This is a genomic window from Rhizobium sp. Rhizsp42, assembly GCF_047304155.1.
Classification (GTDB): Bacteria; Pseudomonadota; Alphaproteobacteria; order Rhizobiales; family Rhizobiaceae; genus Rhizobium.
In genome coordinates this window covers 49,570-73,851 of sequence record NZ_JBGLYS010000030.1, presented here as the reverse complement: position 1 = coordinate 73,851, position 24,282 = coordinate 49,570, and the positions used below count along the sequence as shown (strand labels likewise).

Annotated in this window: 23 protein-coding genes; 12 read left to right on the top strand and 11 right to left on the bottom strand. The window is 61.6% G+C overall.

Annotation, left to right across the window (positions count from 1 at the left end):
• Positions 1-56: 56 nt before the first annotated feature.
• Positions 57-950 (bottom strand): LysR family transcriptional regulator, encoded by an 894-nt coding sequence (locus ACCD05_RS24100; RefSeq protein WP_047509896.1) that lies wholly within the window; start codon positions 948-950, stop codon positions 57-59.
• A 583-nt stretch (positions 951-1,533) separates the two neighbouring features.
• Here ACCD05_RS24100 and odc2 point away from each other — a divergent pair.
• Positions 1,534-2,667, top strand: coding sequence for an ornithine/lysine decarboxylase (odc2, locus tag ACCD05_RS24095; RefSeq protein WP_018901943.1), 1,134 nt, complete (start codon positions 1,534-1,536; stop codon positions 2,665-2,667).
• An 88-nt stretch (positions 2,668-2,755) separates the two neighbouring features.
• Positions 2,756-3,346: a GNAT family N-acetyltransferase gene (locus ACCD05_RS24090; protein WP_413395855.1), complete on the top strand. Its 591-nt coding sequence runs from the start codon at positions 2,756-2,758 to the stop codon at positions 3,344-3,346.
• 148 nt (positions 3,347-3,494) lie between these two features.
• On the opposite strand, the gene ACCD05_RS24085 is transcribed toward ACCD05_RS24090, so the two are convergent.
• Positions 3,495-3,629 carry a hypothetical protein gene (locus ACCD05_RS24085; protein ID WP_018901941.1) on the bottom strand — a complete coding sequence of 45 codons (135 nt, stop codon included), beginning with the start codon at positions 3,627-3,629 and terminating at the stop codon, positions 3,495-3,497.
• 610 nt (positions 3,630-4,239) lie between these two features.
• On the opposite strand from ACCD05_RS24085, the gene ACCD05_RS24080 reads away from it, so the two are divergent.
• From ACCD05_RS24080 to ACCD05_RS24070, 3 genes are all read left to right on the top strand, one after another.
• A complete protein-coding gene (locus ACCD05_RS24080; RefSeq protein ID WP_413395853.1) occupies positions 4,240-4,467 on the top strand; it encodes a DUF6719 family protein in 228 nt (75 codons plus the stop codon).
• A 94-nt stretch (positions 4,468-4,561) separates the two neighbouring features.
• Positions 4,562-5,566, top strand: a complete 1,005-nt coding sequence (locus tag ACCD05_RS24075) for a serine hydrolase domain-containing protein (protein WP_413395851.1) — start codon at positions 4,562-4,564, stop codon at positions 5,564-5,566.
• Positions 5,567-5,668: 102 nt separating this feature from the next.
• Entirely contained in the window at positions 5,669-6,826 is a 1,158-nt protein-coding gene (locus ACCD05_RS24070) for a diguanylate cyclase (RefSeq protein ID WP_413395849.1), read from the top strand.
• Positions 6,827-6,935: 109 nt separating this feature from the next.
• On the opposite strand, the gene cysE is transcribed toward ACCD05_RS24070, so the two are convergent.
• From cysE to ACCD05_RS24040, 6 genes are all read right to left on the bottom strand, one after another.
• Positions 6,936-7,754, bottom strand: a complete 819-nt coding sequence (gene cysE, locus ACCD05_RS24065) for a serine O-acetyltransferase (protein ID WP_413395878.1) — start codon at positions 7,752-7,754, stop codon at positions 6,936-6,938.
• Positions 7,755-7,932: 178 nt separating this feature from the next.
• Positions 7,933-8,922 carry a WD40 repeat domain-containing protein gene (locus ACCD05_RS24060; RefSeq protein WP_413395847.1) on the bottom strand — a complete coding sequence of 330 codons (990 nt, stop codon included), beginning with the start codon at positions 8,920-8,922 and terminating at the stop codon, positions 7,933-7,935.
• Positions 8,922-10,058, bottom strand: coding sequence for a CobW family GTP-binding protein (locus ACCD05_RS24055; RefSeq protein ID WP_413395845.1), 1,137 nt, complete (start codon positions 10,056-10,058; stop codon positions 8,922-8,924). The genes ACCD05_RS24060 and ACCD05_RS24055 overlap by 1 nt, the downstream gene beginning before the upstream one ends.
• Before the next feature lie 118 nt (positions 10,059-10,176).
• The gene (locus tag ACCD05_RS24050; protein ID WP_413395877.1) at positions 10,177-10,569 is read right to left on the bottom strand and encodes a type II toxin-antitoxin system VapC family toxin; all 393 of its coding nucleotides are present in this window, start codon (positions 10,567-10,569) and stop codon (positions 10,177-10,179) included.
• A 2-nt stretch (positions 10,570-10,571) separates the two neighbouring features.
• Positions 10,572-10,832 carry a type II toxin-antitoxin system Phd/YefM family antitoxin gene (locus tag ACCD05_RS24045; RefSeq protein ID WP_018901933.1) on the bottom strand — a complete coding sequence of 87 codons (261 nt, stop codon included), beginning with the start codon at positions 10,830-10,832 and terminating at the stop codon, positions 10,572-10,574.
• A 72-nt stretch (positions 10,833-10,904) separates the two neighbouring features.
• Positions 10,905-11,696 carry a creatininase family protein gene (locus ACCD05_RS24040; RefSeq protein WP_413395843.1) on the bottom strand — a complete coding sequence of 264 codons (792 nt, stop codon included), beginning with the start codon at positions 11,694-11,696 and terminating at the stop codon, positions 10,905-10,907.
• A 185-nt stretch (positions 11,697-11,881) separates the two neighbouring features.
• Here ACCD05_RS24040 and ACCD05_RS24035 point away from each other — a divergent pair, with 185 nt between their 5' ends.
• The 4 genes from ACCD05_RS24035 to ACCD05_RS24020 all read left to right on the top strand — a co-directional run bounded on the left by ACCD05_RS24035 (position 11,882) and on the right by ACCD05_RS24020 (position 16,108).
• Positions 11,882-12,394: a MarR family winged helix-turn-helix transcriptional regulator gene (locus ACCD05_RS24035; protein ID WP_413395841.1), complete on the top strand. Its 513-nt coding sequence runs from the start codon at positions 11,882-11,884 to the stop codon at positions 12,392-12,394.
• Between the two features lie 136 nt (positions 12,395-12,530).
• A complete protein-coding gene (locus ACCD05_RS24030) occupies positions 12,531-13,553 on the top strand; it encodes a LacI family DNA-binding transcriptional regulator (RefSeq protein WP_047509648.1) in 1,023 nt (340 codons plus the stop codon).
• A gap of 55 nt (positions 13,554-13,608) precedes the next feature.
• A complete protein-coding gene (locus tag ACCD05_RS24025; RefSeq protein WP_413395839.1) occupies positions 13,609-14,556 on the top strand; it encodes a 2-hydroxyacid dehydrogenase in 948 nt (315 codons plus the stop codon).
• A 550-nt stretch (positions 14,557-15,106) separates the two neighbouring features.
• A complete protein-coding gene (locus tag ACCD05_RS24020; protein ID WP_413395838.1) occupies positions 15,107-16,108 on the top strand; it encodes an adenylate/guanylate cyclase domain-containing protein in 1,002 nt (333 codons plus the stop codon).
• 71 nt (positions 16,109-16,179) lie between these two features.
• Here ACCD05_RS24020 and ACCD05_RS24015 read toward each other — a convergent pair whose 3' ends face one another.
• Positions 16,180-16,959 (bottom strand): gamma-glutamyl-gamma-aminobutyrate hydrolase family protein, encoded by a 780-nt coding sequence (locus ACCD05_RS24015; protein ID WP_413395836.1) that lies wholly within the window; start codon positions 16,957-16,959, stop codon positions 16,180-16,182.
• 290 nt (positions 16,960-17,249) lie between these two features.
• On the opposite strand from ACCD05_RS24015, the gene ACCD05_RS24010 reads away from it, so the two are divergent.
• Positions 17,250-18,356, top strand: a complete 1,107-nt coding sequence (locus ACCD05_RS24010; protein ID WP_018901926.1) for a TRAP transporter substrate-binding protein — start codon at positions 17,250-17,252, stop codon at positions 18,354-18,356.
• 210 nt (positions 18,357-18,566) lie between these two features.
• Here the strand turns inward: ACCD05_RS24010 and ACCD05_RS24005 are convergent, their stop codons facing one another.
• Both ACCD05_RS24005 and ACCD05_RS24000 read right to left on the bottom strand, forming a co-directional pair.
• A complete protein-coding gene (locus ACCD05_RS24005; protein WP_413395833.1) occupies positions 18,567-20,090 on the bottom strand; it encodes a TRAP transporter large permease in 1,524 nt (507 codons plus the stop codon).
• Positions 20,091-20,111: 21 nt separating this feature from the next.
• Positions 20,112-20,651, bottom strand: coding sequence for a TRAP transporter small permease subunit (locus tag ACCD05_RS24000; protein ID WP_018899834.1), 540 nt, complete (start codon positions 20,649-20,651; stop codon positions 20,112-20,114).
• Between the two features lie 330 nt (positions 20,652-20,981).
• Here ACCD05_RS24000 and ACCD05_RS23995 point away from each other — a divergent pair, with 330 nt between their 5' ends.
• Together ACCD05_RS23995 and ACCD05_RS23990 are read left to right on the top strand one after the other, a co-directional pair.
• Positions 20,982-23,285, top strand: a complete 2,304-nt coding sequence (locus ACCD05_RS23995) for a putative bifunctional diguanylate cyclase/phosphodiesterase (protein WP_047509638.1) — start codon at positions 20,982-20,984, stop codon at positions 23,283-23,285.
• A gap of 159 nt (positions 23,286-23,444) precedes the next feature.
• A complete protein-coding gene (locus tag ACCD05_RS23990) occupies positions 23,445-24,197 on the top strand; it encodes an N-acyl amino acid synthase FeeM domain-containing protein (RefSeq protein WP_047509636.1) in 753 nt (250 codons plus the stop codon).
• Positions 24,198-24,282 lie beyond the last annotated feature (85 nt).

Below are 24,282 nucleotides of genomic sequence, written 5' to 3'. Positions count from 1 at the left end.
CTGCGATCTTGCCGGAAAATGGGACCGAATTGGGACCGGAATTGCGCGGTTCCGGCTTAGGGGTGCTTCTTGAACCAATTATAGAGATAGTCGACGAAAATGCGCACCTTGGCCGGCAGGTAGCGGCGGTGCGGATAGACCGCGTAGATGCCGCGATCGGTGGCGATATAGTCGTTGAAGAGCGTCACCAGCTCGCCGCTCTCGATCGGCTTGCGGGCGATGAAATCGGGAATGAAGGCGATGCCGATGCCTGACAGTGCGGCGCGCAGCGTCGCATGCGGGCTGTTGACCTCGATCGGGCCGGAGACGGCGACGGCGAACGAGGTGCCGTCGGGATTCTGGAAGCGGATGCTGCCCTGGCTGCGCGAATTGGTGTCGATGATGAAGGGCACGTTTGAGAGATCGGCGGGGTTCTGCAATTGCGGATGACGCTCCAGAAACTCCGGCGTGGCGCAGAGGTGAATGCGGAAATCCGAGATCTTGCGGGCGATCATGCCGGAATCCTCGAGCTTCGTCACGCGGATCGCGACGTCAAAGCCCTCCTCGATCAGGTCGACGAAACGGTCATCGGCGGAGATTTCCAGCTGCAGGTCCGGGTTTTCCCGGGCGAAGTCGATCAAGGACTGGCCGACATCGGCGTCGACATAGGTGCGCGGCACCGAGATCTTCAGCTTGCCCTTCAGCTGCGCGTTGTTCTCGCGCACGAGATCGGCAAGGTTGTCGATCTCCTTCAGGATGTCGGAAGCGGTGCGATAATAGGTGTGACCGGCCTCGGTCATCGAGAACTGGCGGGTGGTGCGGTTCAAGAGCAGCGCGCCGAGCTCATCCTCAAGCTCGCGGACGTATTTGGACAGCAGCGCCTTGGACCGTCCGGTCTTGCGGGCGGCAGCGGAAAAACCCTCGGCTTCGACGACGTCGATGAAGGCGCGGATGCGGGTGAGGGTGTCCATGAGTGCTTTGCGGTCCTGATTTATATCGGGAATATCAATCAGATAATCCCAGGACAAAGGCAAGGGCGGCGTTCATGCGGCAATAGGTCCACGCATTTGGGCTGGCGCTTTTCGTTTTTTTGCGCAACCCCAAAAAAACTCTTGATTATGACCGCGAATATTCTTATTTCGACCTCAGCCCAAAGTCGCACGTGCCCATGGGTGTCCGCCGAACCCTCGAATTGGTGAGGAAATCGGTAAGGTACCTGGAATTAACCCCTCCAGTCGCTATTCCGGCCAACCGGAAAATGCGAGGACGCCTGAAGCAACGACGGTGCGGGCCTTTTTGTTCTCTCCCTGCTTTCCATCAGCGGGGGTTACTGAAGAGGCACACCTTCATTGCCGGAAGTGCGGTAGGGAATCCCCTCCAATCCATGGCAGACAAAGCCGAATCCATGTCGCTTTCGCGGCGTTGATTCATCATTCGCGCATTCGAGCGCTTGCTAAGGTTCCGGGGTCTCCACCGGCTGGTTCCTATGCGAGTGATCGGCTGCCCTTTGTCCTCCGGTTTTTTCGGAGCTCTGGAATTGAAAAGGGAATCGATATGACCACTCAGCGCATCCGCGACTTTCTCGCAACCCGACGTCCCGACGGTCCCTGCCTCGTGGTCGACCTCGACGTCGTGCGCGACAATTTCTCCGCTTTCCGTCACGCCATGCCTGACAGCGCCATCTACTATGCCGTCAAGGCAAACCCGGCCCCAGAAGTCCTGAAGCTGCTCGCCGACATGGGCTCCAACTTCGATTGCGCGTCCGTCGCCGAAATCGAAATGGCGCTCAACGCCGGTGCGACCGCTGCCCGTATCTCCTACGGCAACACGATCAAGAAGGAACGCGACGTTGCCCGTGCGCATGCGCTCGGCGTCAGCCTCTTTGCGGTCGACAGCCACGAGGAAGTCGAGAAGATCGCGCGTGCCGCTCCCGGCGCCCGTGTGTTCTGCCGCGTCCTGACCGATGGCGAAGGCGCTGAATGGCCGCTCAGCCGCAAGTTCGGCTGCGTGCCGCAGATGGCCGTCGACGTTCTCGTCTACGCGCATCAGCTGGGCCTCGAATCCTACGGCGTGTCGTTCCACGTCGGTTCGCAGATGACCAAGGTCGATGCCTGGGATTCGGCTCTTGCCGATGCCAAGCGCGTCTTCGTTCAGCTGGCCAAGCAGGGCATTCACCTGCAGATGGTCAACATGGGCGGCGGCTTCCCGACCAAGTACCTGCGCGACGTTCCGTCGGCTGAAGCTTACGGTCGTGCGATCTACCAGAGCCTTCGTGACCACTTCGGCAACAACCTGCCGAAGACGATCATCGAGCCGGGCCGCGGCATGGTCGGCAACGCCGGCGTCATCAAGACGGAAGTCGTTCTGATCTCGAAGAAGTCGGACAACGATGCCGCTCGCTGGGTGTTTCTCGACATCGGCAAGTTCGGCGGTCTGGCCGAAACGATGGACGAAGCCATTCGTTACCCGATCCGCACCGAGCGCGACGGCGACGAAATGGAGCCCTGCGTCATCGCCGGCCCGACCTGCGATTCCGCCGACGTGCTTTACGAGAAGAACCTCTACCCGCTGCCGCTCACTCTCTCGATCGGCGACGAGATCCTGATCGAAGGCACCGGCGCCTACACGACCACCTATTCGGCGGTCGCGTTCAACGGCTTCGAACCGCTGAAGGCCTATATTATCTGATTTAGCTCGCCCCGTAGCCAGCCGGGGCGGCACCCTCACAATGATCTGACGATACCGTTTGAAACGGTTTTGAGTTCGGGAGGCCACGATGGCCGCTGTTCTTGATTCTGTCCGCGCATTCTTTGCGCATTCCATTTTCACCATCGACGCCGAAAATGCCGGCGATGTCGTTGCGCGCGAGAATTTGCTCGATCGCGCCATGGGCCCGAACCGTCGCCGCAAGTCGTCGGAAAAGATCCGCCGTGGCCGCGTTCCGGCCGAAGGCCTGGCGCTGGTTGCGCGTGATCGCGACGGTCACGTGATCGGCACCGTGCGCCTGTGGAACGTCGAAGCCGGCGTCAATGCCGATGGCACGGCCATCGACGCGCTGCTGCTCGGACCGCTGGCGGTCGATTCCAGCTTCGAGGGCAAGGGTGTCGGCTCGGCGCTGATGCGCGCCGCCATGCTGGAAGCCAAGACCCGTGGTCACGGCGCCATCCTGCTTGTGGGCGATGCCCCTTATTACGAGCGTTTCGGCTTCTTCGCCGCAAAGGCTCAGCATCTCGTCATGCCTGGTCCGTTCGAACGCTCGCGCTTTCTGGCGCTCGAGCTTATCGAGGGCTGGCTTGACGGCGCGGCCGGCATGATCGTCCCAACGGGGCGGATGCTGGCCAGCGCGCCGATCCGCAGGGCGGCTTGACTCAAGCCATGTCCGGCTAAGCCTCTCCCCTAAAGGGAGGGGCTTTTTTGTTTCATTTCCAGTTTCAGGAAATCAGTTTGAAGGGGCGCCGGAAGAGCCGGCGGACTATTTTCCCCTCTGTATTCGCTGCGCCCGTAGTTTGAGGCGCTTACTTGACGACGCTTGCGTCGACCAGCTGTGTCCCGGCAGTCTGTACGATATTGTCCGGTATGGCGGCGATGAAAAACATCGTGAAAGCATAGACCGCGAATATGGTCGCTGCGGCTGTGGCCTTAAGAATCATTCATGCACTCCTAGTTCTCTGGTATCTAATGTGAGCGCAAAAGTCGGCTTTCCCAAGAGTTTTCTGAACGCCAGATGAACAAAAAACTGTGACGGTAAATTTTAACGATATTTTAGCAACACTGCAGCTTCGCCTTTATGGGGAAGAAATTCACTTTTCGTTCTAATAAAATGCAGAAAAAACAATCATATGGATGAAAATATGGGCGAGAATCATCCCCATGGCGTAGGGTCGGCGCATCATGAACGCGTCATCGAGCAGGGAGCCGGGTTCATGAACCGGTTCGGTCTCCGTTCATAATTCGGCGCTCGATGACGGTCGTGAAAGGTCGAATCGGGTGCCGTCAGGGCAGATGATTCGTCCGGGGACGCCAGATCGAGAGACGCTCCTGTCGGTCTGATGAAGCCGGAAAGCCTGAAACGATCGGGCAGGCGGACCAGCCTGACACTTACTACTCAATACCTCGACCGCCTGCCTTCTCCCCTTTTTCACCGCCGTGGGCAGTCCGCGCGCGGATATTCGTGCTGCCCATCGATCGGATGACTTGCCGCCGGCGCGATTCCGTAGGAATGTATTTTAGTGATCACTAAAACGTGAGGGCGAACCTATGATGCGGTCTCTACTTCTTTCCCTTTCCTGCGCCTGCCTGCTGTCGCTTGCCGGCGCGTCGACGTCCTTTGCAGCAATCAAGACGGTGACGGCGAAGCCGACGGTCGATGCGATGGCGCCGGGTGAATCCGTTCTCTTCGACGACAAGAAATGTCCGGCGGGGATGATCGCGAAATTCACCAAAGCGCAAAAGCGACCCCAGATGAACCGAAAATGCGTGCATCAATGATCTTGAGCCAAGCGCGATCATAAGGTTTCACATCCCTGTGAGATGGGTTGGACGGCCGATGATTTGATCGGCCGCCCGTCATAGATAATGGCGCATGATCAAGCGCCTCGCACTTCTCGTCATCCTGTCGCTCACGCCGGCCGTCGCCTTCGCGCAGCAGCCGAACCCGTTTGCCACGCTGCTCGATGGCGGCGCGTCGCGCGAGGAGCTGCGGCCGCTGAAGGCTGTCGTCGTCGCCAGGGATGGCGAGGTCATCGCCGAGCATGGCTATCGCGGCCATTCGACGCGTGAATCCGTCAACATCAAGTCGGCCTCCAAGTCGATCATCTCGAGCCTCGTCGGCATCGCCATTGCGAAGGGCCTGCTTGAGGGGCCGGACCAGAAGATCGCGCCGATCCTGAAGGCCGACCTGCCGGACAATCCGGACCCGAGGCTCGGCGAGATCACCGGTAATCTGCTCTCGATGCAGGCGGGGCTTGGTCGTCTCTCCGGTCCCGATTACGGACGCTTCGTGTCGTCGCGCAACTGGGTGCGGTTCGCGCTTGCGCAGCCGTTTGCCGATGAGCCGGGCGGGCAGATGCTTTACTCGACAGCCTCGACCCATCTCCTCTCGGCGATCCTGACCAAGGTCGGCGGGAAATCGACGCTCGCCTTGGCGCGGGAGTGGCTGGCGCCCGTCGATGGCTTTCGCATCGGCGCATGGGAGCGCGATCCGCAGGGGATCTATCTCGGCGGCAATCAGATGGCCATGACCGCGCGCTCGCTGCTTGCCTTCGGCGAGCTCTACCGCAATGACGGCAAGGCTCCAGATGGCACGCAGGTCGTGCCCGCCAATTGGGTCGTCCAGTCCTGGCAGCACCGCACCAATTCGCGCTTCTCGGGCGATGACTACGGCTACGGCTGGTTCTCGCGAGAGATCGGCGGCGAGCAAGTTCATTTCGGCTGGGGCTATGGCGGCCAGATGCTCTATATCGTGCCCTCGCTGAAGCTCACCGTCGTGATGACGTCAGACGAGGACGGCCCCTCGGCGAGAACCGGCTACCGCGATGCGCTGCACGGCCTTCTCTCCGAGATCATCGCCGCCGCACGCCCTGTCTGAGCGGGCTTTTCGGCCCATTGATTAAAATGCGACCGAGCGTTCCAATCAAAACGCAATAGCGATCTCGTAGTGTGTCCGCGCCGGTGGATTGGAGGCGCGTACATGATTTTGGATCTGCGGACGATCTATGTCGTCTCCGCCATGACGCTCCTGGTTCTCGGAAGCGCGCATATGGTGAGCTATTGGACCGGGCGGTTCGGCCGCTGGCCGGCATGGTGGGGCGCCAGCTATCTGGTGCTCGGCGTCGGTACGCTGCTTGTCTGCCTGCGCAATTTCATCCCCTATGTGCTGTCGATCCAGCTTGGCAATGTGCTGACCATTGCCGGCTACCTGCTGTCGTTCTTCGCCATCCGCGTGCTCGCCGGCCGGCCGGTGTCGATGCTTGCCTGTGCGCTGGCGCTCGTCTGCATCAGCCTCCCGGTTGCGGCTCTGCCCTCCGGCGATATGTCTGTGTCGGTGCGGCTGTTCTATGTCTCGGCGATCTGCTGCCTGTGCGATCTGGCGGTGCTGCGCGAGGGTATCGGCATCCACAGGCGCGAGAAGCTTTTCTCGGCGGGGCTGCTGGCGTGGCTCTATCTGCCGACGGCGGCGATTTTCCTGGTGCGTAGCGTCATGGCGGCGACTGGGGAAATTGCGGGTCCCGATCCCTACGGCGCCACCGTCGCCCATAGCTGGATGGCATCGACGGCGGTCATTTTCCTGGCGCTGCGTAGCATGCTGATCGTGCTGATGGCGGCCGAGCGCAACAGGAGCGAACTGATCGCGCTGGCGCATCATGATCCGTTGACGGGAGCGCTCAATCGTGGCGGGCTGGCGCAGCGGCTGCCGGTGCGCGATGCCCACGCGTTGGCGCTCCTGGTGGTCGATATCGATCACTTCAAGCAGCTGAACGATCAGCACGGTCATCTTGTCGGAGACGATGTGCTCCGGCTGTTTTCAAGTGCGGCGCGCAGCGTGCTGGGGCCCGATGATCTCTTGTCGCGCCACGGCGGCGACGAGTTTCTCGTGGTGCTGAAGAATATCGCCGAGGATGGGGCGATTGCCGTCGCCGAGCGGATGCGGTTGGCGTTTTCGGAGCAGGTTTCGGCGATGGCGGTGTTTGCGTCGCTTCCGACGCTCAGCATCGGCGTCGCCGCCTGCAGTGGCCCTGATATCGACTTCAAGAAGCTTCTGGGGCGGGCCGATACCGCGCTCTACGCCTCCAAGCGCCAGGGCCGCGACCGGGTAGAGGCATCGCCGGCGCAGGAGCAGGCGGCCTAGAGCATTTCCGCGTTTCTTCGAAACGCAAAAATGCTCTATCTATTTGTTATTACGCAATTCCGGACGCAAAACCGCGCTGCACTTTTGCTGGAATTGCTTTAGCCCGAACTCAGATATTCTGGTCCATGCTTTCGGCGGGAATTTCGCTGGCCGAATGGATGCGCACCACCGCTGCCGGGACGCCGGCCACCGTGCAATGGGCCGGAACAGGCTTCACCACGACGCTGCCGGCTGCCACCTTGGTGTAGGCGCCGATCTCGATATTGCCGAGGATCTTGGCGCCTGCGCCGATCATCACGCCGCGGCGGATCTTCGGGTGGCGGTCTCCGGTTTCCTTGCCGGTGCCGCCGAGCGTGACGCCCTGCAGGATGGAGACTTCGTCCTCGATGACAGCCGTTTCGCCAATGACGATACCGGAGCCGTGGTCGAGCATGATGCCGGAGCCGATCCTGGCAGCCGGATGGATATCCGGGCCGAAGACCAGCGAGGCGAGATTGGCCAGCCAGCTGGCGACCTCGACGCGGCCTTCGTTCCACAATTTATGAGCGGCGCGGTGGATCTGCAGGGCGTGAAAGCCCTTCAGATTGAGCAGCGCATGCAGATAGGTCGTGCAGGCCGGATCGCGCTTGCGCACCGCCATCAGATCGGCCTGGATATCGGTGAGGATAGCAGGGGTCAGCGTCTCCTGGAGAAGCGCCGTCAGCGCCGCCGTATCGACATCGGCGCGCGCGAGGCGCGCGGCAAGCACGCGGGCAACGATTGTCGCGCTATCCGCAGCCTCGATTACCTGCGATGTCAAAAGAGGCCGCAAGACCGGTTCGCGTTCGCACAGCGCCAGGGCCTCGGCGCGGATCAACACCCATGCCGAGGCATCGTTGGCGGCTGCGGTTTCGGCGATGGCGGTTCTGGTCTGCGACATCTGGCTCAGCTCTCTGTTTTCACGCCAACTGTTTTCAAGCGTGTCTTTATCCCGAAACCGGTGGCCAGTCTCGGGATAAGTGTCTTAAAGCGTGTCGCGATCCTTCGGATTCGCTCGTTACGCTTTAAGTTTTTGCTCTGTCGCATGTCGGTGCCGCAAAACCGCTGCACACTTTGCGCGACATGCTTTAGGCGGCGATATCGACCACGCCGCAATCGCCGGCTTCCGAAGCGAAGGCCAGCAGCTTGCCGTTCTTGCTCCAGCTCATGGCCGTGATCGCGCCCTTGCCAGGGCGGCGGATCAGCGCTTCCTTGCTGTCGGCGAGGCGAACAGCGAGGATCATGCCGTCGATGAAGCCGATGGCGAGGATGTCCTCGGCCGGGTGGAACTTGACCGAGGTCGCCATGATGTTGGCGCGGGTGCCGAGCTCGAGCGGCGACCTGCCCATCGGGCCGTCCTTGCCCTGGAAGGGCCAGACGATGGCAGCCGGAGCGCCTGATGAGGCTAGCCACTTGCCCTTGGCCGACCAGGAGAGCGACTTGACCTTGGCGGGGTAGCCGGTCATCCGCATGTGGCGGGCTTCGGCGCCAGGCTTGGTGTCGAGCTTCCAGCCGTGGAGCGCGTTTTCCTGCATGGTCGTAACGAGGAAGTTGCCGTCCGGCGAGAATGTGACGCCGGTATGAGCGCCTTTCCATTCGAGATCGACGGGCTTGGCTTCGCCCACAACCCAATGCAGCGAGACGCCGTTATAGCGGGCGGCGGCGACGCGCATGCCCTTGGGGGCGAAGGCGAGGCCTTCGACGGTGCGTTCCTCGGTGAATTCGCGGGTGGTGCCATCGGCGAGGCGAACGATCGCGCTCTTGCCGTGGGAATAGGCGATGGCGCCCTGCGGGCCGGCTGCGACTTGCGAGATCCACTTGCGCGGCGCATGCGCCAGCTCGGTGACGCTGGCATCGGCCGCAATCCGCAGCACCTTGCCGTCTTCGCCGCCCGAGATCAGGCTTTCGCTATAGGGATCGCGGATGCAAGTGAGCATGCCCTGATGGGCTTCGGTGACCTTTTCCGAGCCATCCAGCCGGTGAAACGTGCCGGTGGCGCTGGCGAAGAAGGGGGTATCACCTAAAAATTCGACGGCCAGGATATGGCCGTCGATATCAAACGGGGCAACAGTCGGCATCAGGCAGCTGCCTCGCACGCCTTGAAGGAAGCTTCGAGCTTTTCGCGGTCAAGCTCGCGGCCGATGAAGACGAGACGGGTCTCGCGCTTCTCGCCGTCCTTCCAGGCGCGCTGGTGGTCGCCTTCGATGATCATGTGCACGCCCTGAACGACATAGCGCTCGGCATCGTCCTTGAAGGCGATGATGCCCTTGAGGCGCAGGATGTTCGGGCCCTGCGTCTGGGTGATCTTCTGGATCCAGGGGAAGAAACGGTCTGGATTCATCTCGCCGCCGCGCAGCGAAACCGACTGCACCGTCACGTCATGGATCGGGGAGACGGCGCCGTGGTGATGGTGGTCGTGCCCATGATCGTGGTGGTGATGGTCATGCCCGTGGTCATGATCATGGTGGTGATGATCGTGATCATGGTCGTGCGCATGGTGATGGTGGTCGTGGCCGCAATCGGGACCGCAGACATGGTCGGGGTGATCATGGTCGAGGAAGTGCGGGTCGTTTTCCAGTGCGCGTTCCAGGTTGAAGGCACCCTGGTCTAGCACGCGGGCGAGATCGACGCCGGAGCGGCTGGTCTTGTAGACGCGGGCCGACGGGTTGATGGCGCGCACGACGTCTTCGATCTGCGCCAGCTCTTCCGGGGTGACGAGGTCGGTCTTGTTGATCAGCACGACGTCGGCGAAAGCGATCTGGTCTTCGGCCTCGCGGCTGTCCTTCAGGCGCAGCGGCAGGTGCTTGGCATCGACGAGGGCGACCACGGCATCGAGCTCGGTCTTGGCGCGGACGTCGTCATCCATGAAGAAGGTCTGGGCAACAGGCACCGGATCGGCAAGACCCGTCGTCTCGACGATGATGCCGTCGAAGCGGCCGGGACGGCGCATCAGGCCTTCGACGACGCGGATCAGGTCGCCGCGCACCGTGCAACAGACACAGCCATTGTTCATCTCGTAGATCTCTTCGTCGGATTCGACGATCAGATCATTGTCGATGCCGATCTCGCCGAACTCGTTGACGATGACGGCATACTTCTTGCCATGCGCTTCCGTCAGGATGCGGTTCAACAGCGTCGTCTTGCCGGCGCCGAGGTAGCCGGTGAGAACGGTGACGGGGATGGGCTTGGGTTGCGTCTGGAGAGCGTCGGTCATGAGAACCTCGATAGGTGGGGGCTTGCTCGGGTGCTTATCCCGGGCCTTTCAAATTCGTCGTCTCATATAAGGGGTGCGGCGCGGCAGTTCAAAGGGATTCGTATGTTATAAGATCACATTAGGATGTGGCGCGCGGAATCGCGGATTTCACGTCGGTCTTTGAGAAGTCGTTGCCGATGTAGAGCAGCGGGCAATCGAACTCCTTGGCGGTGGCGTAGGAGAAGCAATCGCCGAAGTTAAGATAGGCTGGGTGAAAGCCTTTGCCCCACGAGCGATAGGCGTCCGCCGCAAGTTCGGCGCGGATTGATGTCAGCTCCACGATCTCAGTGACTGATGTCTCGATGATATAGCGCATATCGGCTGAGATGCCCCGCCCAGCGGCCACGATCAGCGCCTCCGTCACGGTTGCCGCCGACATCAGTATCTCCCGCTCCCGCTCCAGGATAGCCTGGCACTGTTCTGCGGCCGGCTCGCTCGCGATGAAGGCCATGAGTGCTGATGTGTCGACCACAATCACTTTGGCAGGCCGTACTCGTCATACAGAAAGTCCTGGCTGTGAGCGGCGTCGGGACCCGGAGGAAGATCCATCTTTCTGACGCGCTCCCTGACCTCATTGAAGATTCGTGACTTCTCTTCTGCGCTCAGGGGCTTTTTCAACGGTGTTATACGCGCGCTAGGACGACCATCCTGCGTCAACACAATCTCTTCGCCCTGATTGGCAAGGCGCACCAGTTCGGTCAGCTGACCTTCAGCCTCTTTCACGGAAATGCGCATGCGGGCCTCCTTGGTGAGCCACTGCGATTGCCATCAATATGATGAAAAGCACCGGTCGATACAAGCGGCCCGCTATCTCAGCGTGTCCACGTCGAAGGCATCCACATCCTCCAGCAATTCCACCAGGCCCTTCACCGCGTGGGCGATCAGCGCCTCGCCCTTTGCGGCGGTCGCCTTGGCGGCGTTGCCGGCGACGCCTTTGTCGTTGAGGTCGGACATTTTCCAGCCGAAGGCGTGCTGGCCGTAAGCGCGCAGGTGCTTGTAGCGGGCGGCGAAGTCGGATTGGCGGGAGGGGAAGTTTTCGGCCTTGGCCATGTCCACCTTGTCCGGGTGCAGCGCCAGCATTACCGAGGTCTCGATGTCGCCGCCGTGGATGTCGATTGCTTTCTCTTCCGGCGAGATCACCCCATGCGGCAGGCCGAAGCGGGTCCAGCTGGTGGCGACGGCGAGCATGTTGAAGCGCACGCGGGCTTCTGTCGCGACAACAGTCATCAGCGGCGAGTTACCGCCATGGGCGTTGAGCATGACGAATTTGCGGATGTCCTGCCGCGACAGTTTCTCGGCGATGCCGAGCCATCGCTCGATCGCCTCGCCATAGGATAGCGTTTGCGTTCCTGTCACATCCATATGCTCGATTGAGTAGCCGACTGATTCCGTCGGCAGGAAGGTCACCGGAAGCGTCTTGGAGAGCGCGGTTTTGAGCCTGCTAACGATGCCGTTGGCGATCAGCGTGTCGGTGTCGAAGGGAAGGTGGGGGCCGTGCTGTTCATGGGCGCCGAGCGGAAGGACAACGATGTGCCGGTCGCGCTGCGCACCAGAAAATTGCGGATCGTGGTCGTCGAACTCGGTCGCTGGCGCGTTCATCCGGCTAAGGCCTCTTGTTTATGACGAGATCATGCGCAATGTCATAACGCAACGATCTCAATGCTTAATGCATAAGCCTTTAAATCAAAATGGATTTGGAGGAAGGCTTAGGCGCCAAATGAAACTGTTGCCGTCCCTCACAACCTCAATTGGGTGCAGGGCGCGGCAAGATCAAAGGGACGGCAATGGGTAAGAAGCACAAGGACGGCAAGAAGCAGAAGTCGAAGAAGAAGGACCAGACCGAGTATACGGTGGTCGATCTTTCGCCGGCTTTGACGCAGGCCGCCCGCTCGATGCGCACCGTGCTTTCCCGCAACCTTCTGGAGAGCGGGCTCTATGCCGGGCAGGATGGCGTCATCACCTCTCTCGCCGAAACCGACGGCATGACGGCAGGGGCGCTGGCGCACAAGCTCGGCGTCAAGGCGCCGACCATGACGCGCACGATCGGCCGCATGGAGGCGCAGGGCTTTCTCGAGCGCAAGGCCGATGCCGACGACGCGCGCCTCACCAAGGTCTACCTCACCGATCTCGGCCGCGGCAGCGTTGCGGCCATCGAGCAGGCCGCGACAGCCTGCGACCGGCTGGCGACGCTCGATTTTTCCGAGAAGGAAATCCGCAATCTGGTGCGGCTTCTGAAGGCGATCGACGGCAATCTGCAGGCCGATGCCATCGTGCTCGACGAGCCGGATGAAATCTGACGGTTTTGTGAAATTAGAAATTGCCTGCTCCGGTTTAATCTTTTAATTAAACATTTTAAGGACGCTCGGCTCATAGCTGGCCGGGTGCATATGTTCATCGCGCGTCACAGTCCTTCCGCGCGATCCGGGAGGCACAGTGGCGCAGAAGATCAAGCTTTCGACGATCGCCGAAACGCTCGGCATTTCCACCGCAACCGTATCCCTGGCGCTCCGCGACAGCCCGCTGGTCGCCGGCGCCACCCGCGACAAGATCAAGGAACAGGCGCGCGCGCTGGGCTATATCTACAATCGCCGCGCGGCCAGCCTGCGCACCTCGCGCTCGGGCATCATCGGCGTTGTCGTGCACGACATCATGAACCCGTTCTACGGGGAAATCCTGAAGGCGATCGAAAGCGAGCTCGACCGCAGCCGGCACACTTTCATTCTCTCCAACCATTACGATTCCGTCGAAAAGCAGCGCACTTTCATCGAGACGCTGCTGCAGCTCGGCGGCGATGGCGTCATCATGTCGCCGGCGATCGGCACGCCGCCGGAGGACATGCAGCTCGCCGAGGATAATGGCATGCCGGCCATTCTGGTCGCCCGCTCCTTGGATGGGTCTGATCTCCCGACCTATCGCGGCGACGACAGCTACGGCATCTCGCTTGCCACCAATCATCTGATCGGCCTCGGTCATCGCTCGATCGCCATGATCGGCGGTACCGACCAGACGTCGACCGGCCGCGACCGCTACCAGGGTTATGTCAACGCGCTGCGCAAGGCGGAGATCGAGGTCGATCCCGGCCTGCGCATCCCCGGCCCCCGCTCGATGCAGGGCGGCTTCGAGGCGGCGGTGCACTTCCTGTCCCTGCCGCAGAAGCCGACGGCCGCCGTCTGCTGGAACGATCTGGTCGCCATCGGCCTGATGAACGGCATTGCCCGCGCCGGTCTCGTCCCCGGCACCGATATTTCCGTGACCGGCTATGACGATCTCGAGGAGGCGTCGATCTCGATGCCGGCGCTCACAACCGTGTGGAACGGCCAGGCCGAAGTCGGCCGGCTTGCCGCCCGCGCGCTTCTCGATCGCCTCGCCGGCAGCCACGAACCCGACGGCATCCATCTCATCAAGCCCGAGATGCGCATCCGCCAATCGACCAGCCCCATCCGGCCCCGGTCATAATCCCGCCCTTCATCCCAAATTTCCAAGGGCGCGCGACAATCGAAGAGGAAAAGCAATGTCCCGTACCGCTGTTCTCGTTCCGGGGAAAATGCACGAGCGCGTTCTGGCGCGCCTGAAGGAAAGCTTCGAGGTCATCGAGGCCGACGCCAAGTCGCTCGATGCGGAGACCGCAGGCCGCATTCGCGGCGTCGCCGTCTCCGGCACCTTCACCGCGGCCGATATCGATGCGCTGCCCAATCTGGAGCTGATCTCGAGCTTCGGCGTCGGCTATGACAATGTCGACGCCAAGCATGCGGCGACCAAGGGCGTGGTGGTCACCAACACCCCTGACGTCCTCAACGACGAAGTGGCCGACACCGCGATCGGGCTGCTGCTCAACACCATCCGCGAATTTCCGCGCGCCGAAAACTGGCTGCGCGCCGGCAATTGGAAGCCGGGGCAGAGCTATCCGCTGTCGCGCTTCTCGCTGAAGGGCCGCCATGTCGGCTTCTACGGCCTCGGCCGCATTGGCCAGGAGATCGCCAAGCGGCTGGAACCGTTCAAGGTGAAGATCAGCTACCACACCCGCACGCGCAACGAGGCGCTGCCTTATGATCACTATCCGACGCTGGAAGGTCTCGCTGACGCCGTCGATACGATGATCGCGATCGTCCCGAAGACTCCGCAGACGCACAAGACCGTTACTGCCGATATCCTGAAGGCGCTCGGGCCGGATGGCGTGTTCATCAATGTCGGGCGCGGCTGGACGGTCGATGAAGATGCGCTGATCGAGGCGCTGTCTTCAGGTGCCTTGGGTGCTGCCGGTCTCGATGTGTTCTACGACGAACCGAACGTTCCAGCGGCGCTGATGGCGCTCCCCAACGCCGTGTTGTTGCCGCACATCGCCTCGGGCTCGGTTCCGACCCGCAATGCGATGGCTGATCTGGTGGTCGACAATCTGGTTGGGTGGTTCGATGCGCGCAAGCCGCTGACGCCGGTGGCCGAGACGCCCGTCAAGGGGTGATGGGTTTTGAGGGCGGTGCTCTGTGGCTGCCCTCGCGGTTGCTCCATCCCCGTTGCATTCTTGGATGCGTGCTTAGATCCTCGGGACAAGCCCGAGGATGACGGTGGAGTAAATGGTGCATCTCCGTAACCTATTGAAACGCCGTGGCAAACATCCTTTCGACGTCATCCTCCGGCTCGCCCCGAGGATCTGCGCACGGTCCCATTTGCTCGACTTCCATGGACACTTGGCGCCAGCAAGAAGTCAGCAGTGTCGTCTCGTCGGCAGCGGGTAGGCCACGCCGAAGATCGGCCAACGTCTGCAATTACAGTTTCGTCTACTGCCGCCGTCCTGCTTTCCCCATTTCCGTTGCATTCTTGGTGACGTGCTTAGATCCTCGGGACGAGCCCGAGGATGACGGTGGCGTGGGTGGATGCCGACCGTAATCTATTGAAACACCGGGGCAAACATCCTTTCGACGTCATCCTCGGGCTTGTCCCGAGGATCTGCGCACGGTCCCATTTGCTCGACTTTCATGGACACTTGGCGCTAGGATGCAACGCACGAGGTCATGCGAGGGGGAGGCGAGGTGGCGGATAGTTCGAGTGAGACGCAGCGCAAGCTGACGACGATCTTTTCGGCGGATGTGCAGGACTATACGCGGCTGATGGGCGTCGACGAGGAGGGGACGCTCGAGACGCTGAAGCGGTATCGCGACCGGATGTCCAGGCTGATCGAGGCGCATGGCGGACGGGTGGTCAATACCTGGGGCGATGGGCTGATCGCCGAGTTTCCGAGCGTGGTCGAGGCGGTGCGCGCAGCCGTCGACGTGCAGAACGAACTCGCGGGGCTGAATGCCGCCCGGCCCGCCGATGGCCGCATGCTGTTTCGCATCGGCATCAATCTTGGCGATGTGATCGTCGAGGGCAGCGATATCTATGGCGACGGCGTCAACATCGCCGCACGGCTGCAGGCACAGGCGCCGGCCGGCGGCGTGGTGATCTCGAACACGGTTTACGATCAGGTGCGCAACAAGGTTGCCGTCGGGTTCGATTTTCTTGGGCCGCTGAGCGTGAAGAACGTGGCCGAGGCAGTGCCGAGCTATGCCGTCAGGATCGGGGAAGGTGCTGGCGACACAACGGCGGGGCATGTGCGTTCCAGCGGGTCGCCGTCGGGCGCTGCGGCTCAATCGGCGGGGTCGGGGTCGTTGTCAGGTGATCGACCGGGTCCGTTGGCCGGCGTGGCGCCGGGTCAGAACGCGGGGCAATCGCTGAATCAGCGGCGGAACCTTGCGGTGCTCGGCGTGATCGCCGCAGCACTCGTTGTCATCAACACGCTGACATGGCATGGCGTCTTCTGGGCCGCTTGGCCTCTGCTGGCGCTGGCATATGTCGCGGCGATGCGCTGGGCGCATCTGCAGGAGCGCTACGATGCGCGGCTTGTGGCGCTCGCCATCTCGGCGCTCGGGCTGATCGGCATCAACCTTCTCTCCTGGCACGGCACTTTCTGGGCGATCTGGCCGCTTCTCGCCATCGCTGTCGTGGGCGGTCTGCGCTGGGCGCGGCGGGGTTAAAGCATGTCGCGCAAAAGTGTGCAGCGGTTTTGCGGCGCCGACATGCGATAAAACAAAGGCTTTTTCTCGGCTTACGCCACCACCTTCGTAGCCTTGGCCGGCAGCTTAGCTGCGGCATAGTCGCGGACGGCGTCGCCGAAGGCGGTGAAGAGCTGGTTGGAGGGCTTGTCGGTTTCGGCCCAGTATTCGGGATGCCATTGCACGCCGACGGCAAAGGCCTTGGCGTCGATGACGGAGACGGCTTCGACGGTGCCGTCCTCGGCGACTGCTTCCACGGCAAGGCGGGGTGCTGTCTCGGCGATCGCCTGGCGGTGCAGCGAGTTCACCTTGATTTCGCCGGAGCCGACGATGCCTGCAATGCAGGAGCCTTCCCTGACGATGACGTTCTGGCGGATGGCGTACATGCCGTCGCGGTCGACGTTATCGGGTTTGCGGTGGTCCCAGATGCCGGGCTGGTCCTGGATCTCGCTGGCGAGCGTGCCGCCGAGCGCAACGTTCAATTCCTGGATGCCGCGGCAGATGGCGAGCAGCGGGATGGCGCGGTCGATGGCGCGGCGGATGAGGGGCAGCGAGGTCGCGTCGCGGGCGGGGTCGAAGGGGCCGTCGGCCTCGGTTGCTTCCTTGCCGTAGCGGGCGGGGTGGACGTTGCTCGCCGAGCCGGAAACGAGGACGCCGTCGACGCGGTCGAGAATGGCGTCGATGTCGTAACCTTCCTCGAAGGCCGGGATGATGAAGGCCATGACGCCGGATGCGTTCAGCGCGGCGCGTACATATTGGTGCTGCACGGCATGCCAGGTGGCGCCGTCAAAGCTGCGGATATCGGCGGGAACGGCGACGATGGGCTTGGTCATTGTCTATCCTGAGGACGATCATCTCTTGCCAATGAGAGAAACCAGAACGGCTTTCCTGTCAACGTGTGCCTGATGTGCCCGGCCAAATTGCGGCAAGGCCATGCGCGGGCCGCGCAATGAAGCGACTAAGCCGCTGATTCCGATCGAAATGCGCTACTCGCCATATTGGTGTCGTGATCCCAAAGACTAATAGGCCGGCGCTTGAATCACCTGCGTCCGCATGCTTAGCTTCCCTCGTTCCGCGGGTGGGGAGAGTTTGGCCCTGCTGAACCAACAATGGGAGGTTTTTGATGGATCGTCGTTCATTCTTCAAGAAGGCAGGAACAGCGGGCGTCGGCGCCGTTGCTGCCTCGGCTCTGGCGGCACCCGCCATCGCCCAGGAAAATCCGAAGATCGCCTGGCGCATGACATCGTCGTTTCCGAAGAGCCTGGACACGATCTATGGCGCGGCCGACGATATCGCCAAGCATCTGGCCGCATCGACCGATGGCAACTTTACCATCCAGCCCTTTGCCGCCGGCGAGATCATTCCCGGCCTGCAGGCGGCCGATGCCGTCAGCGCCGGAACGGTGGAAGCGGCGCACACCTGCTCCTATTACTTCGTCGGCAAGGACCCGACCTACGCGATCGGCACAGCCATTCCCTTCGGCCTCAACGGGCGTCTCACCAATGCCTGGTTCTACGAGGGCAACGGCAACACGCTGATGAACGAATTCTACGCCACGCAGGGCATTTACGGCCTGCCGGCGGGCAATACCGGCGCCCAGATGGGTGGCTGGTTCCGCAAGGAAATCAATACGCTGGATGATCTGAAGGGCGTGAAGATGCGCATCGCCGGCCTCGCCGGCCAGGTGATCAGCAAGCTCGGCGTCATCCCCCAGCAGATCGCCGGCGGCGATATCTATCCGGCGCTGGAAAAGGGCACGATCGACGCGTCCGAGTTCGTCGGGCCGTATGACGACCTGAAGCTCGGCCTGCACAAGGTCGCGAAGTATTACTACTATCCCGGCTGGTGGGAGGGTGGCCCGACGGTGCACGCCTTCTTCAACCTGGAAAAGTGGAACAGCCTGCCGAAGCATTACCAGGCGGCGCTCACCGATGCCTGCGCCTTTGCCAACACCAACATGATGGCGAAGTACGACATGAAGAACCCGCCGGCGCTGAAGCAGCTGGTCTCCGAGGGCGCGACGCTGCGTCCCTTCAGCCAGGAAATCATGGAAGCCTGCTTCCAGGCTTCGCTCGGGATCTACGCCGAGATTTCGGCGTCCAATCCTTACTTCAAGAAGATCTACGAGGATCAGACGGCGTTCAAGCGCGATGCGTATCTGTGGATGCAGCTGTCGGAATATACGTTCGATACGTTCATGATGATCCAGCAGCGGGCTGGGAAGATCTGAGGGTTTTGCTGTGAATTTGAGGGGGCTGGCGGTGTGCCGTGTGGCCCCCTCATCCGACCCTTCGGGCCACCTTCTCCCCGCGGGGGAGAAGGGGAGGTCGGCGCGAGCGGCCCGCCCAAATCTCTTCTCCCCAACGGAGAGAAGGTGCCGGCAGGCGGATGAGGGGCCCCGGTCTCCCACCCATCCAAAATCATTATCCAACTGAAATCCCTACTTGATCACCGGCGGCTGGCTCAAATCCGGCTGAGCAGGCTTGGGCTGTGTCGGCGGTTGCCCCGGCAGGCCGTTCATCGGCGGCAGCGCCAGGCCGGGCATGCCGGGTGGGGTGCCCATTGGCGGTAATCCAAGCCCGTTGCCGCCAAAGCCGGGGACCTCGATCTTGATCGAGTTCAGATCCACCTCCGGCCCCTTCTTCAGCCAGTAGGTCACCGATTGCGGCCAGAAGATCACGATGGCGACGAGGATCAGCTGCATGCCGACCCAAGGCAGGGCGCCCATGTAGATATCGGAAGTCTTGACGCTGCGGTCGGCGATCGAGCGCAGATAGAAGAGCGCGAAGCCGAAGGGCGGGTGCATGAAGCTCGTCTGCATGTTGACGCATATCAGCACGCCGAACCAGATCAGGTCGATGCCGAGTGCGGAGGCGACCGGGGCCAGCATCGGGATGACGATGAAGGCGATCTCGAAGAAATCGAGGAAGAAGGCCAGCACGAAGATGAAGATGTTGACGAAGATCAGGAAGCCGACCGGGCCGCCGGGGATGCCCGAGAGCATGTGCTCGATCCAGCGCGAGCCGTCCATGCCCTGAAACACGAGGCTGAAGCAGGTGGAGCCGATCAGGATCATCACCACCATGGATGTGATGTGCATGGTGGAGCGCATCGCTTCCTGCATCAGCGGCCAGGTCAGGCGGCGATGCATGGCGGCGAGCGCCATGGCGCCGACGACGCCGAGCGCGCCGGCCTCGGTGGGGGTCGCGAGACCCATGAAGATGGTGCCAAGCACGAGGAAGATCAGCACGATCGAGGGCACCATGCCCGACAGCACCTTGAAGAGCAGCGCCCAGGTGAAATCGCCGCGCACTTCCTTGGGGAGCGGCGGCACGGAGGCGGGTTTTACGATCGACAGGATCAGGATGTAGATCATGAAGATCGCCACCTGCAGGATCGATGGGCCGATGGCGCCGAGATACATGTCGCCCACGGACTTGCCGAGCTGGTCGGCGAGGACGACGAGGACGAGCGAGGGCGGGATGACCTGGGTGATGGTGCCCGATGCGGCAATCACGCCGGTGGCGAGCCTCGGGCTATAGCCGTAGCGCAGCATGATGGGCAGCGAGATGACGCCCATTGTGATGACGGAGGCGGCGACCGTTCCGGTGATGGCGCCGAGCACCGCGCCGACGAGGATGACGGCATAGGCAAGGCCACCGGGGATGCGGCCGAAGAGCTTGCCCATGCCCTCGAGCAGGTCTTCCGCCAGGCCGCAACGCTCCAGGATCGCGCCCATGAAGGTGAAGAAGGGGATGGCGAGCAGGAGATCGTTGGAGACGATGCCGAAGAAGCGCAATGGGAGCGCCTGCAGGAAGGCCTCGCTGAAATGGCCGGTGGCGACGCCGATGATGCCGAAGAACAGGCCGACGGCGGCCAGCGAAAAGGCGACCGGGAAACCGTAGAGCATGAACAGGACCATGCCCACGAACATGGCCGGCGGAATGATGCCGAAATCGAACAATGGCTTTCCTCCCGGTCGCGGTTACTGCAGCGGCTTTTCGTATTTGGTCTCGACGACCAAATGACCGGTCAGCGCGGCGATGCGCTTGATCAGCTCGGAGAGACCCTGCAGCGTCAAAAGGCCGAAGCCCGCGACCAGGATGAGCTTGACCGGCCAGCGGATCAGCCCGCCGGCATTGGAGGAGACCTCGTGCTGGACATAAGAGAGCCAGAAGAAGGGCCAGCAGAGCCAGGTGAGGAAGATGCAGGCCGGAAGCAGGAAGACGATCAGGCCGATCGTGTCGATCCACAGACGTGCCCGGTCGGACACCGAGCCGTAGATCAGGTCGACGCGGACATGTTCGTTCATTCTGAGCGTGTGGGCGGCACCCAGCACGACCACGAAGGCGAAGAGATACCACTGGATCTCGAGCCAGCCGTTGGAGCTGTAGTTGAAGGTGTAGCGGATCAGCGCGTTGGCGGCGCTGATCAGGCAACAGAACAGCACCATATATTCGGACAGCTTGCCCATGAACTGGCTGACAGCATCGATCAGCCGGCTGGCGGCTAGAAAAACCGGCATGCCTTTCCCCCTCCTATTTCATGGGTTTTACCCCATGCTCTCCCACCTCAAGTGGTAGATCAGGGACCCTGAAATTGGAAGCGGAAAGCCCGGATGTTGGATTATAGTCTTATATCGCGGGCGAACCGCCAGCAGCACTTGCCGGGGAGGATGGCGACAACCTCTGGATGGACCGCCTTATTGTAAAACATCCCCGTGAAGCTGCAAAAAAAGCCAATTCGCGCCATAGCTCTCGCTAAGATTGTAGAAAAATCAACCAAATGTGTGCGTGGCCTGAAATCAATTTTTAAAGGGTTGGCGGTAATGTTTCGCCGCACAGGGAAAGTATGGATGAAGCCACATAACCCGAACAGGGTCCCTACTGACGTATATCTGTCTTTCGTGAGTTCCCTTTTCGGGAACCGGATGACGCTCGTCGCGGGTGTGGCCGTGCATGTCGTCGCGTTTCTCGCCGTCGCCGCCAAAACAGATTCCCCGTTCTACGTCCTGCTCTCGATCGCGTTCCTCATCGTCTTTGTCGCGCGCATGATCACCTTTCGCATGTTCGACAAGGTGGACAAGTCGACGCTTTCGCGCGAGCGGATCGAGCATTGGGAAACGGTCTATGTGATCGGCGCCGCCTCGACCGCCGCCATTCTCGGCATCGGCAGCGGATACGCGATCTTCTTCCTGCAGGACCCCTTCGCCGAACTCGCCTGCACGGCGGTGACGATGGCTTCCATGGTCTCGGTCGTCGGCCGCAACTACGGTTCGCAGAAGGCGATCGACCTGCAGACGCTGGCCTGCTGCCTGCCGATGATCCTCTGCAGCCTGATGGCGCTCGATTTCTATCGCACCATGCTGTCGGTGTTTCTCATCCCGTTCGGCCTGACGACGCGGGCCATGGCCAATGGCGTGCGCGAGTTTCTCTATGAGAACGTGATTGCCCGCCGCGAGATCACCCAGATCGCCGATCGTTTCGACACGGCGCTCAACAACATGCCGCACGGCCTCGTCATGGTCGATCCGGAAAACCGCATCCAGGTGATCAACCGCAAGGCCTGCGATCTCCTGAAGATCGGCGATCCCGGCCGGCTGAAGGATCGCGATCTCGGCGCGGTGCTGCGCTATGGCGCGCGCTACAGCTTCATGGATTCGACGCAGCCGGAGCTCATCCTCAGGCAGATGACGCATGTCGCCGAAGGCAAGCTGTCGCGCACGCTCATTCATTTCCCCGAGGACTTGTCGCTTGAGTTTTCCGCCAGCCGCCGCGCCGATGGCGGCGCCGTGCTGATATTCGAGGATGTGTCGAGCCGCGTGAAGGCGGAGCAGAAGATCCTGCACATGGTGCGCTACGACGCGCTGACGGGGCTGCCGAACCGCGAGTATTTCAGCCATCTCGTGCAGGACTATCTGAACAAGCACCACAAGAAGCGCGGCCCTGTCGGCTTCATGGTTCTCGATATCGACGAGTTCAAGCACGTCAACGATATGCGCGGCCATATCACCGGCGACCATCTGCTCTGCAATATCGCCAACCGGATCGAGGAGCAGGCGCGCAAGGCCATCGTCGGCCGTCTGATGGGCGACCAGTTCATCCTGTTCTTCCCGCATGCCAAGGACAACGAGGCGCTCGACGCCGAGATCCGGCGCGTCCACGCCGCGATCCAGGGCAATTACGAAGCCGACGACGTGACCTTCCTGGTCTCGCTCTCGGCCGGCTTCGCGATCCTCGAGAGCGATGCATTCGCCATGGACGAATGGAGCATCAAGGCCGATCTCGCGCTGTCTGAAGCAAAGTCCAAGGAGCGCGGCGGCATTGCCGGCTTCGAGCGCGAAATGGATGGCCGCTATATCGAGCAGCAGAAGCTGAAGGCGGATCTGCGCGAAGCCGTCGCCAACCAGGGCCTCAGCGTCGCCTACCAGCCGATGTTCAAGGCCGATGGCACGCGGATCGAATGCGCCGAGGCGCTGTCGCGCTGGGTGCATCCGGAGAAGGGCTCGATCCCGCCGGATGTCTTCATCCGTCTCGCCGAAGAGATGGGTATCATCTCCGAGATCACCCGCTTCGTGCTGATGAAGGCCTGCGCCGACTGCATGACCTGGCCGGAGCACGTCGCCGTCTCCGTCAACCTCTCGGCGCGCGACCTGCGTGACGCCGATATCCTGGCAGTCGTCGCCCAGGCGCTCGACAATTCCGGCCTGGAGCCGGAGCGGCTGCATCTGGAGATCACCGAAAGCTGCCTGATCGACGAGCCGGCCGCCGTGCGCGCCATCCTGGCGCAGCTTCGCGCATCGGGCATCACGATTGCCATCGACGACTTCGGCACCGGCTTCTCCAGCCTCAGCTATCTCGACACGCTGCCGCTCGATATCGTCAAGATCGACCGCTCCTTCCTGCGCAACATCGTCGAGGATGGTCGCCGCCTGAAGTTGCTGCGCGGCACGGTCAACCTGGCGCGCGAGCTCGGCCTGAAGATCGTCACCGAAGGTGTCGAGACAACCGAGCAGCTGGCACTTCTCAACAAGTACCGGGCGACCGATCTCGTCCAGGGCTACGTCTTCTCGCCGGCCGTTCCATCGCAGAACATCGTGCTCCTCTCGCAGAGCCTGAGCCGCCGCTCGACGCCGCGCAAACGCCCGAGAGTTGCATAAATCCACCCGTCAGAATGTTTAAGACCACGCTTATAAGCGTGTGTTTTCCGTGTTCGCGTTAACCTTAACAGCTCAAATCTAAGGCAAATTTTAATTAATTCTTGCCCTTCTCGCGGTTCCATATGATTAATGGCCCATTAACTTTTGGGCCGGGATGCAATGGTGGACAACTCTTTAAAGACGAGTGATTTCAGCAGCAAAATTCTCGAAATAATGGACCACGTGGAATACCGCCGTATTGAGAGCGGTGAGGACATGGAAGAGGTCGAGCGGCTGCGCTACAAAGCCTACAAGGCGCGCGAGGTGCTGCCTGTCGCGGCCAAGTCGATGATCGACGATGCCGACTTCGACAGCCAGGCCTATGTGTTTGGTCTCTACTATTACGAGCAACTGGTCAGCACGATCCGCATTCACCACGTGACACCCGATCATCGCGTGTCGCAATCGGGCGGGATCTTTCCAGCCGAGATGGATGCGTTTCTCGATGCCGGCCTCAGCCTCGTCGACCCGGCGCGGTTCGCCGCCGATCCGGAGCTCAGCACCGAGTTGCCGTGGCTGCCTTACCTGACGCTGCGGCCGAACATCGTGGCGGCCGCGCATTTCAGGGCCGACCGCGTGATGCAGCATGTCCGTCCGGCGCATGCGGCCTTCTACAAGCGCGTCTTTTACGCCGATACCGTCGTCGCCAACCGGATGACCGAGACCTACGGCTTCGAGCTGACGCTGATGGCGACCAATGTGATCGAGGTCGGGCGCAAGCTTTTGACGCGCTACCCGTTCTTCATCTCCAGCGCCAGCGAGCAGCGGATGATGTTCTCGCGCGATCCCGTCGGCGGCATGCCGCCGCTCAATATCATTCCCACGGCGCGCTTCATGCCCGAGGGAGATCTCGGAACCGATCTGCCGCTTTGAGCGGCGATCAGCAATGCATGGGAAAGCCGCTCGCCTGCGGCATTCTCATGCATTGCGCTTTTCCGGGCTTTGTGTAATTCCTCTA

Bases quoted from the DNA above. Each gene is read 5' to 3' on its own strand.
- ACCD05_RS24100 (WP_047509896.1), bottom strand. From the start codon at position 950: ATGGACACCCTCACCCGCATCCGCGCCTTCATCGACGTCGTCGAAGCC.
- odc2 (WP_018901943.1), top strand. From the start codon at position 1,534: ATGACCACTCAGCGCATCCGCGACTTTCTCGCAACCCGACGTCCCGAC.
- ACCD05_RS24090 (WP_413395855.1), top strand. From the start codon at position 2,756: ATGGCCGCTGTTCTTGATTCTGTCCGCGCATTCTTTGCGCATTCCATT.
- ACCD05_RS24085 (WP_018901941.1), bottom strand. From the start codon at position 3,629: ATGATTCTTAAGGCCACAGCCGCAGCGACCATATTCGCGGTCTATGCT.
- ACCD05_RS24080 (WP_413395853.1), top strand. From the start codon at position 4,240: ATGCGGTCTCTACTTCTTTCCCTTTCCTGCGCCTGCCTGCTGTCGCTT.
- ACCD05_RS24075 (WP_413395851.1), top strand. From the start codon at position 4,562: ATGATCAAGCGCCTCGCACTTCTCGTCATCCTGTCGCTCACGCCGGCC.
- ACCD05_RS24070 (WP_413395849.1), top strand. From the start codon at position 5,669: ATGATTTTGGATCTGCGGACGATCTATGTCGTCTCCGCCATGACGCTC.
- ACCD05_RS24060 (WP_413395847.1), bottom strand. From the start codon at position 8,922: ATGCCGACTGTTGCCCCGTTTGATATCGACGGCCATATCCTGGCCGTC.
- ACCD05_RS24055 (WP_413395845.1), bottom strand. From the start codon at position 10,058: ATGACCGACGCTCTCCAGACGCAACCCAAGCCCATCCCCGTCACCGTT.
- ACCD05_RS24045 (WP_018901933.1), bottom strand. From the start codon at position 10,832: ATGCGCATTTCCGTGAAAGAGGCTGAAGGTCAGCTGACCGAACTGGTG.
- ACCD05_RS24040 (WP_413395843.1), bottom strand. From the start codon at position 11,696: ATGAACGCGCCAGCGACCGAGTTCGACGACCACGATCCGCAATTTTCT.
- ACCD05_RS24035 (WP_413395841.1), top strand. From the start codon at position 11,882: ATGGGTAAGAAGCACAAGGACGGCAAGAAGCAGAAGTCGAAGAAGAAG.
- ACCD05_RS24025 (WP_413395839.1), top strand. From the start codon at position 13,609: ATGTCCCGTACCGCTGTTCTCGTTCCGGGGAAAATGCACGAGCGCGTT.
- ACCD05_RS24020 (WP_413395838.1), top strand. From the start codon at position 15,107: ATGCGAGGGGGAGGCGAGGTGGCGGATAGTTCGAGTGAGACGCAGCGC.
- ACCD05_RS24015 (WP_413395836.1), bottom strand. From the start codon at position 16,959: ATGACCAAGCCCATCGTCGCCGTTCCCGCCGATATCCGCAGCTTTGAC.
- ACCD05_RS24010 (WP_018901926.1), top strand. From the start codon at position 17,250: ATGGATCGTCGTTCATTCTTCAAGAAGGCAGGAACAGCGGGCGTCGGC.
- ACCD05_RS24000 (WP_018899834.1), bottom strand. From the start codon at position 20,651: ATGCCGGTTTTTCTAGCCGCCAGCCGGCTGATCGATGCTGTCAGCCAG.
- ACCD05_RS23995 (WP_047509638.1), top strand. From the start codon at position 20,982: ATGAAGCCACATAACCCGAACAGGGTCCCTACTGACGTATATCTGTCT.
- ACCD05_RS23990 (WP_047509636.1), top strand. From the start codon at position 23,445: ATGGTGGACAACTCTTTAAAGACGAGTGATTTCAGCAGCAAAATTCTC.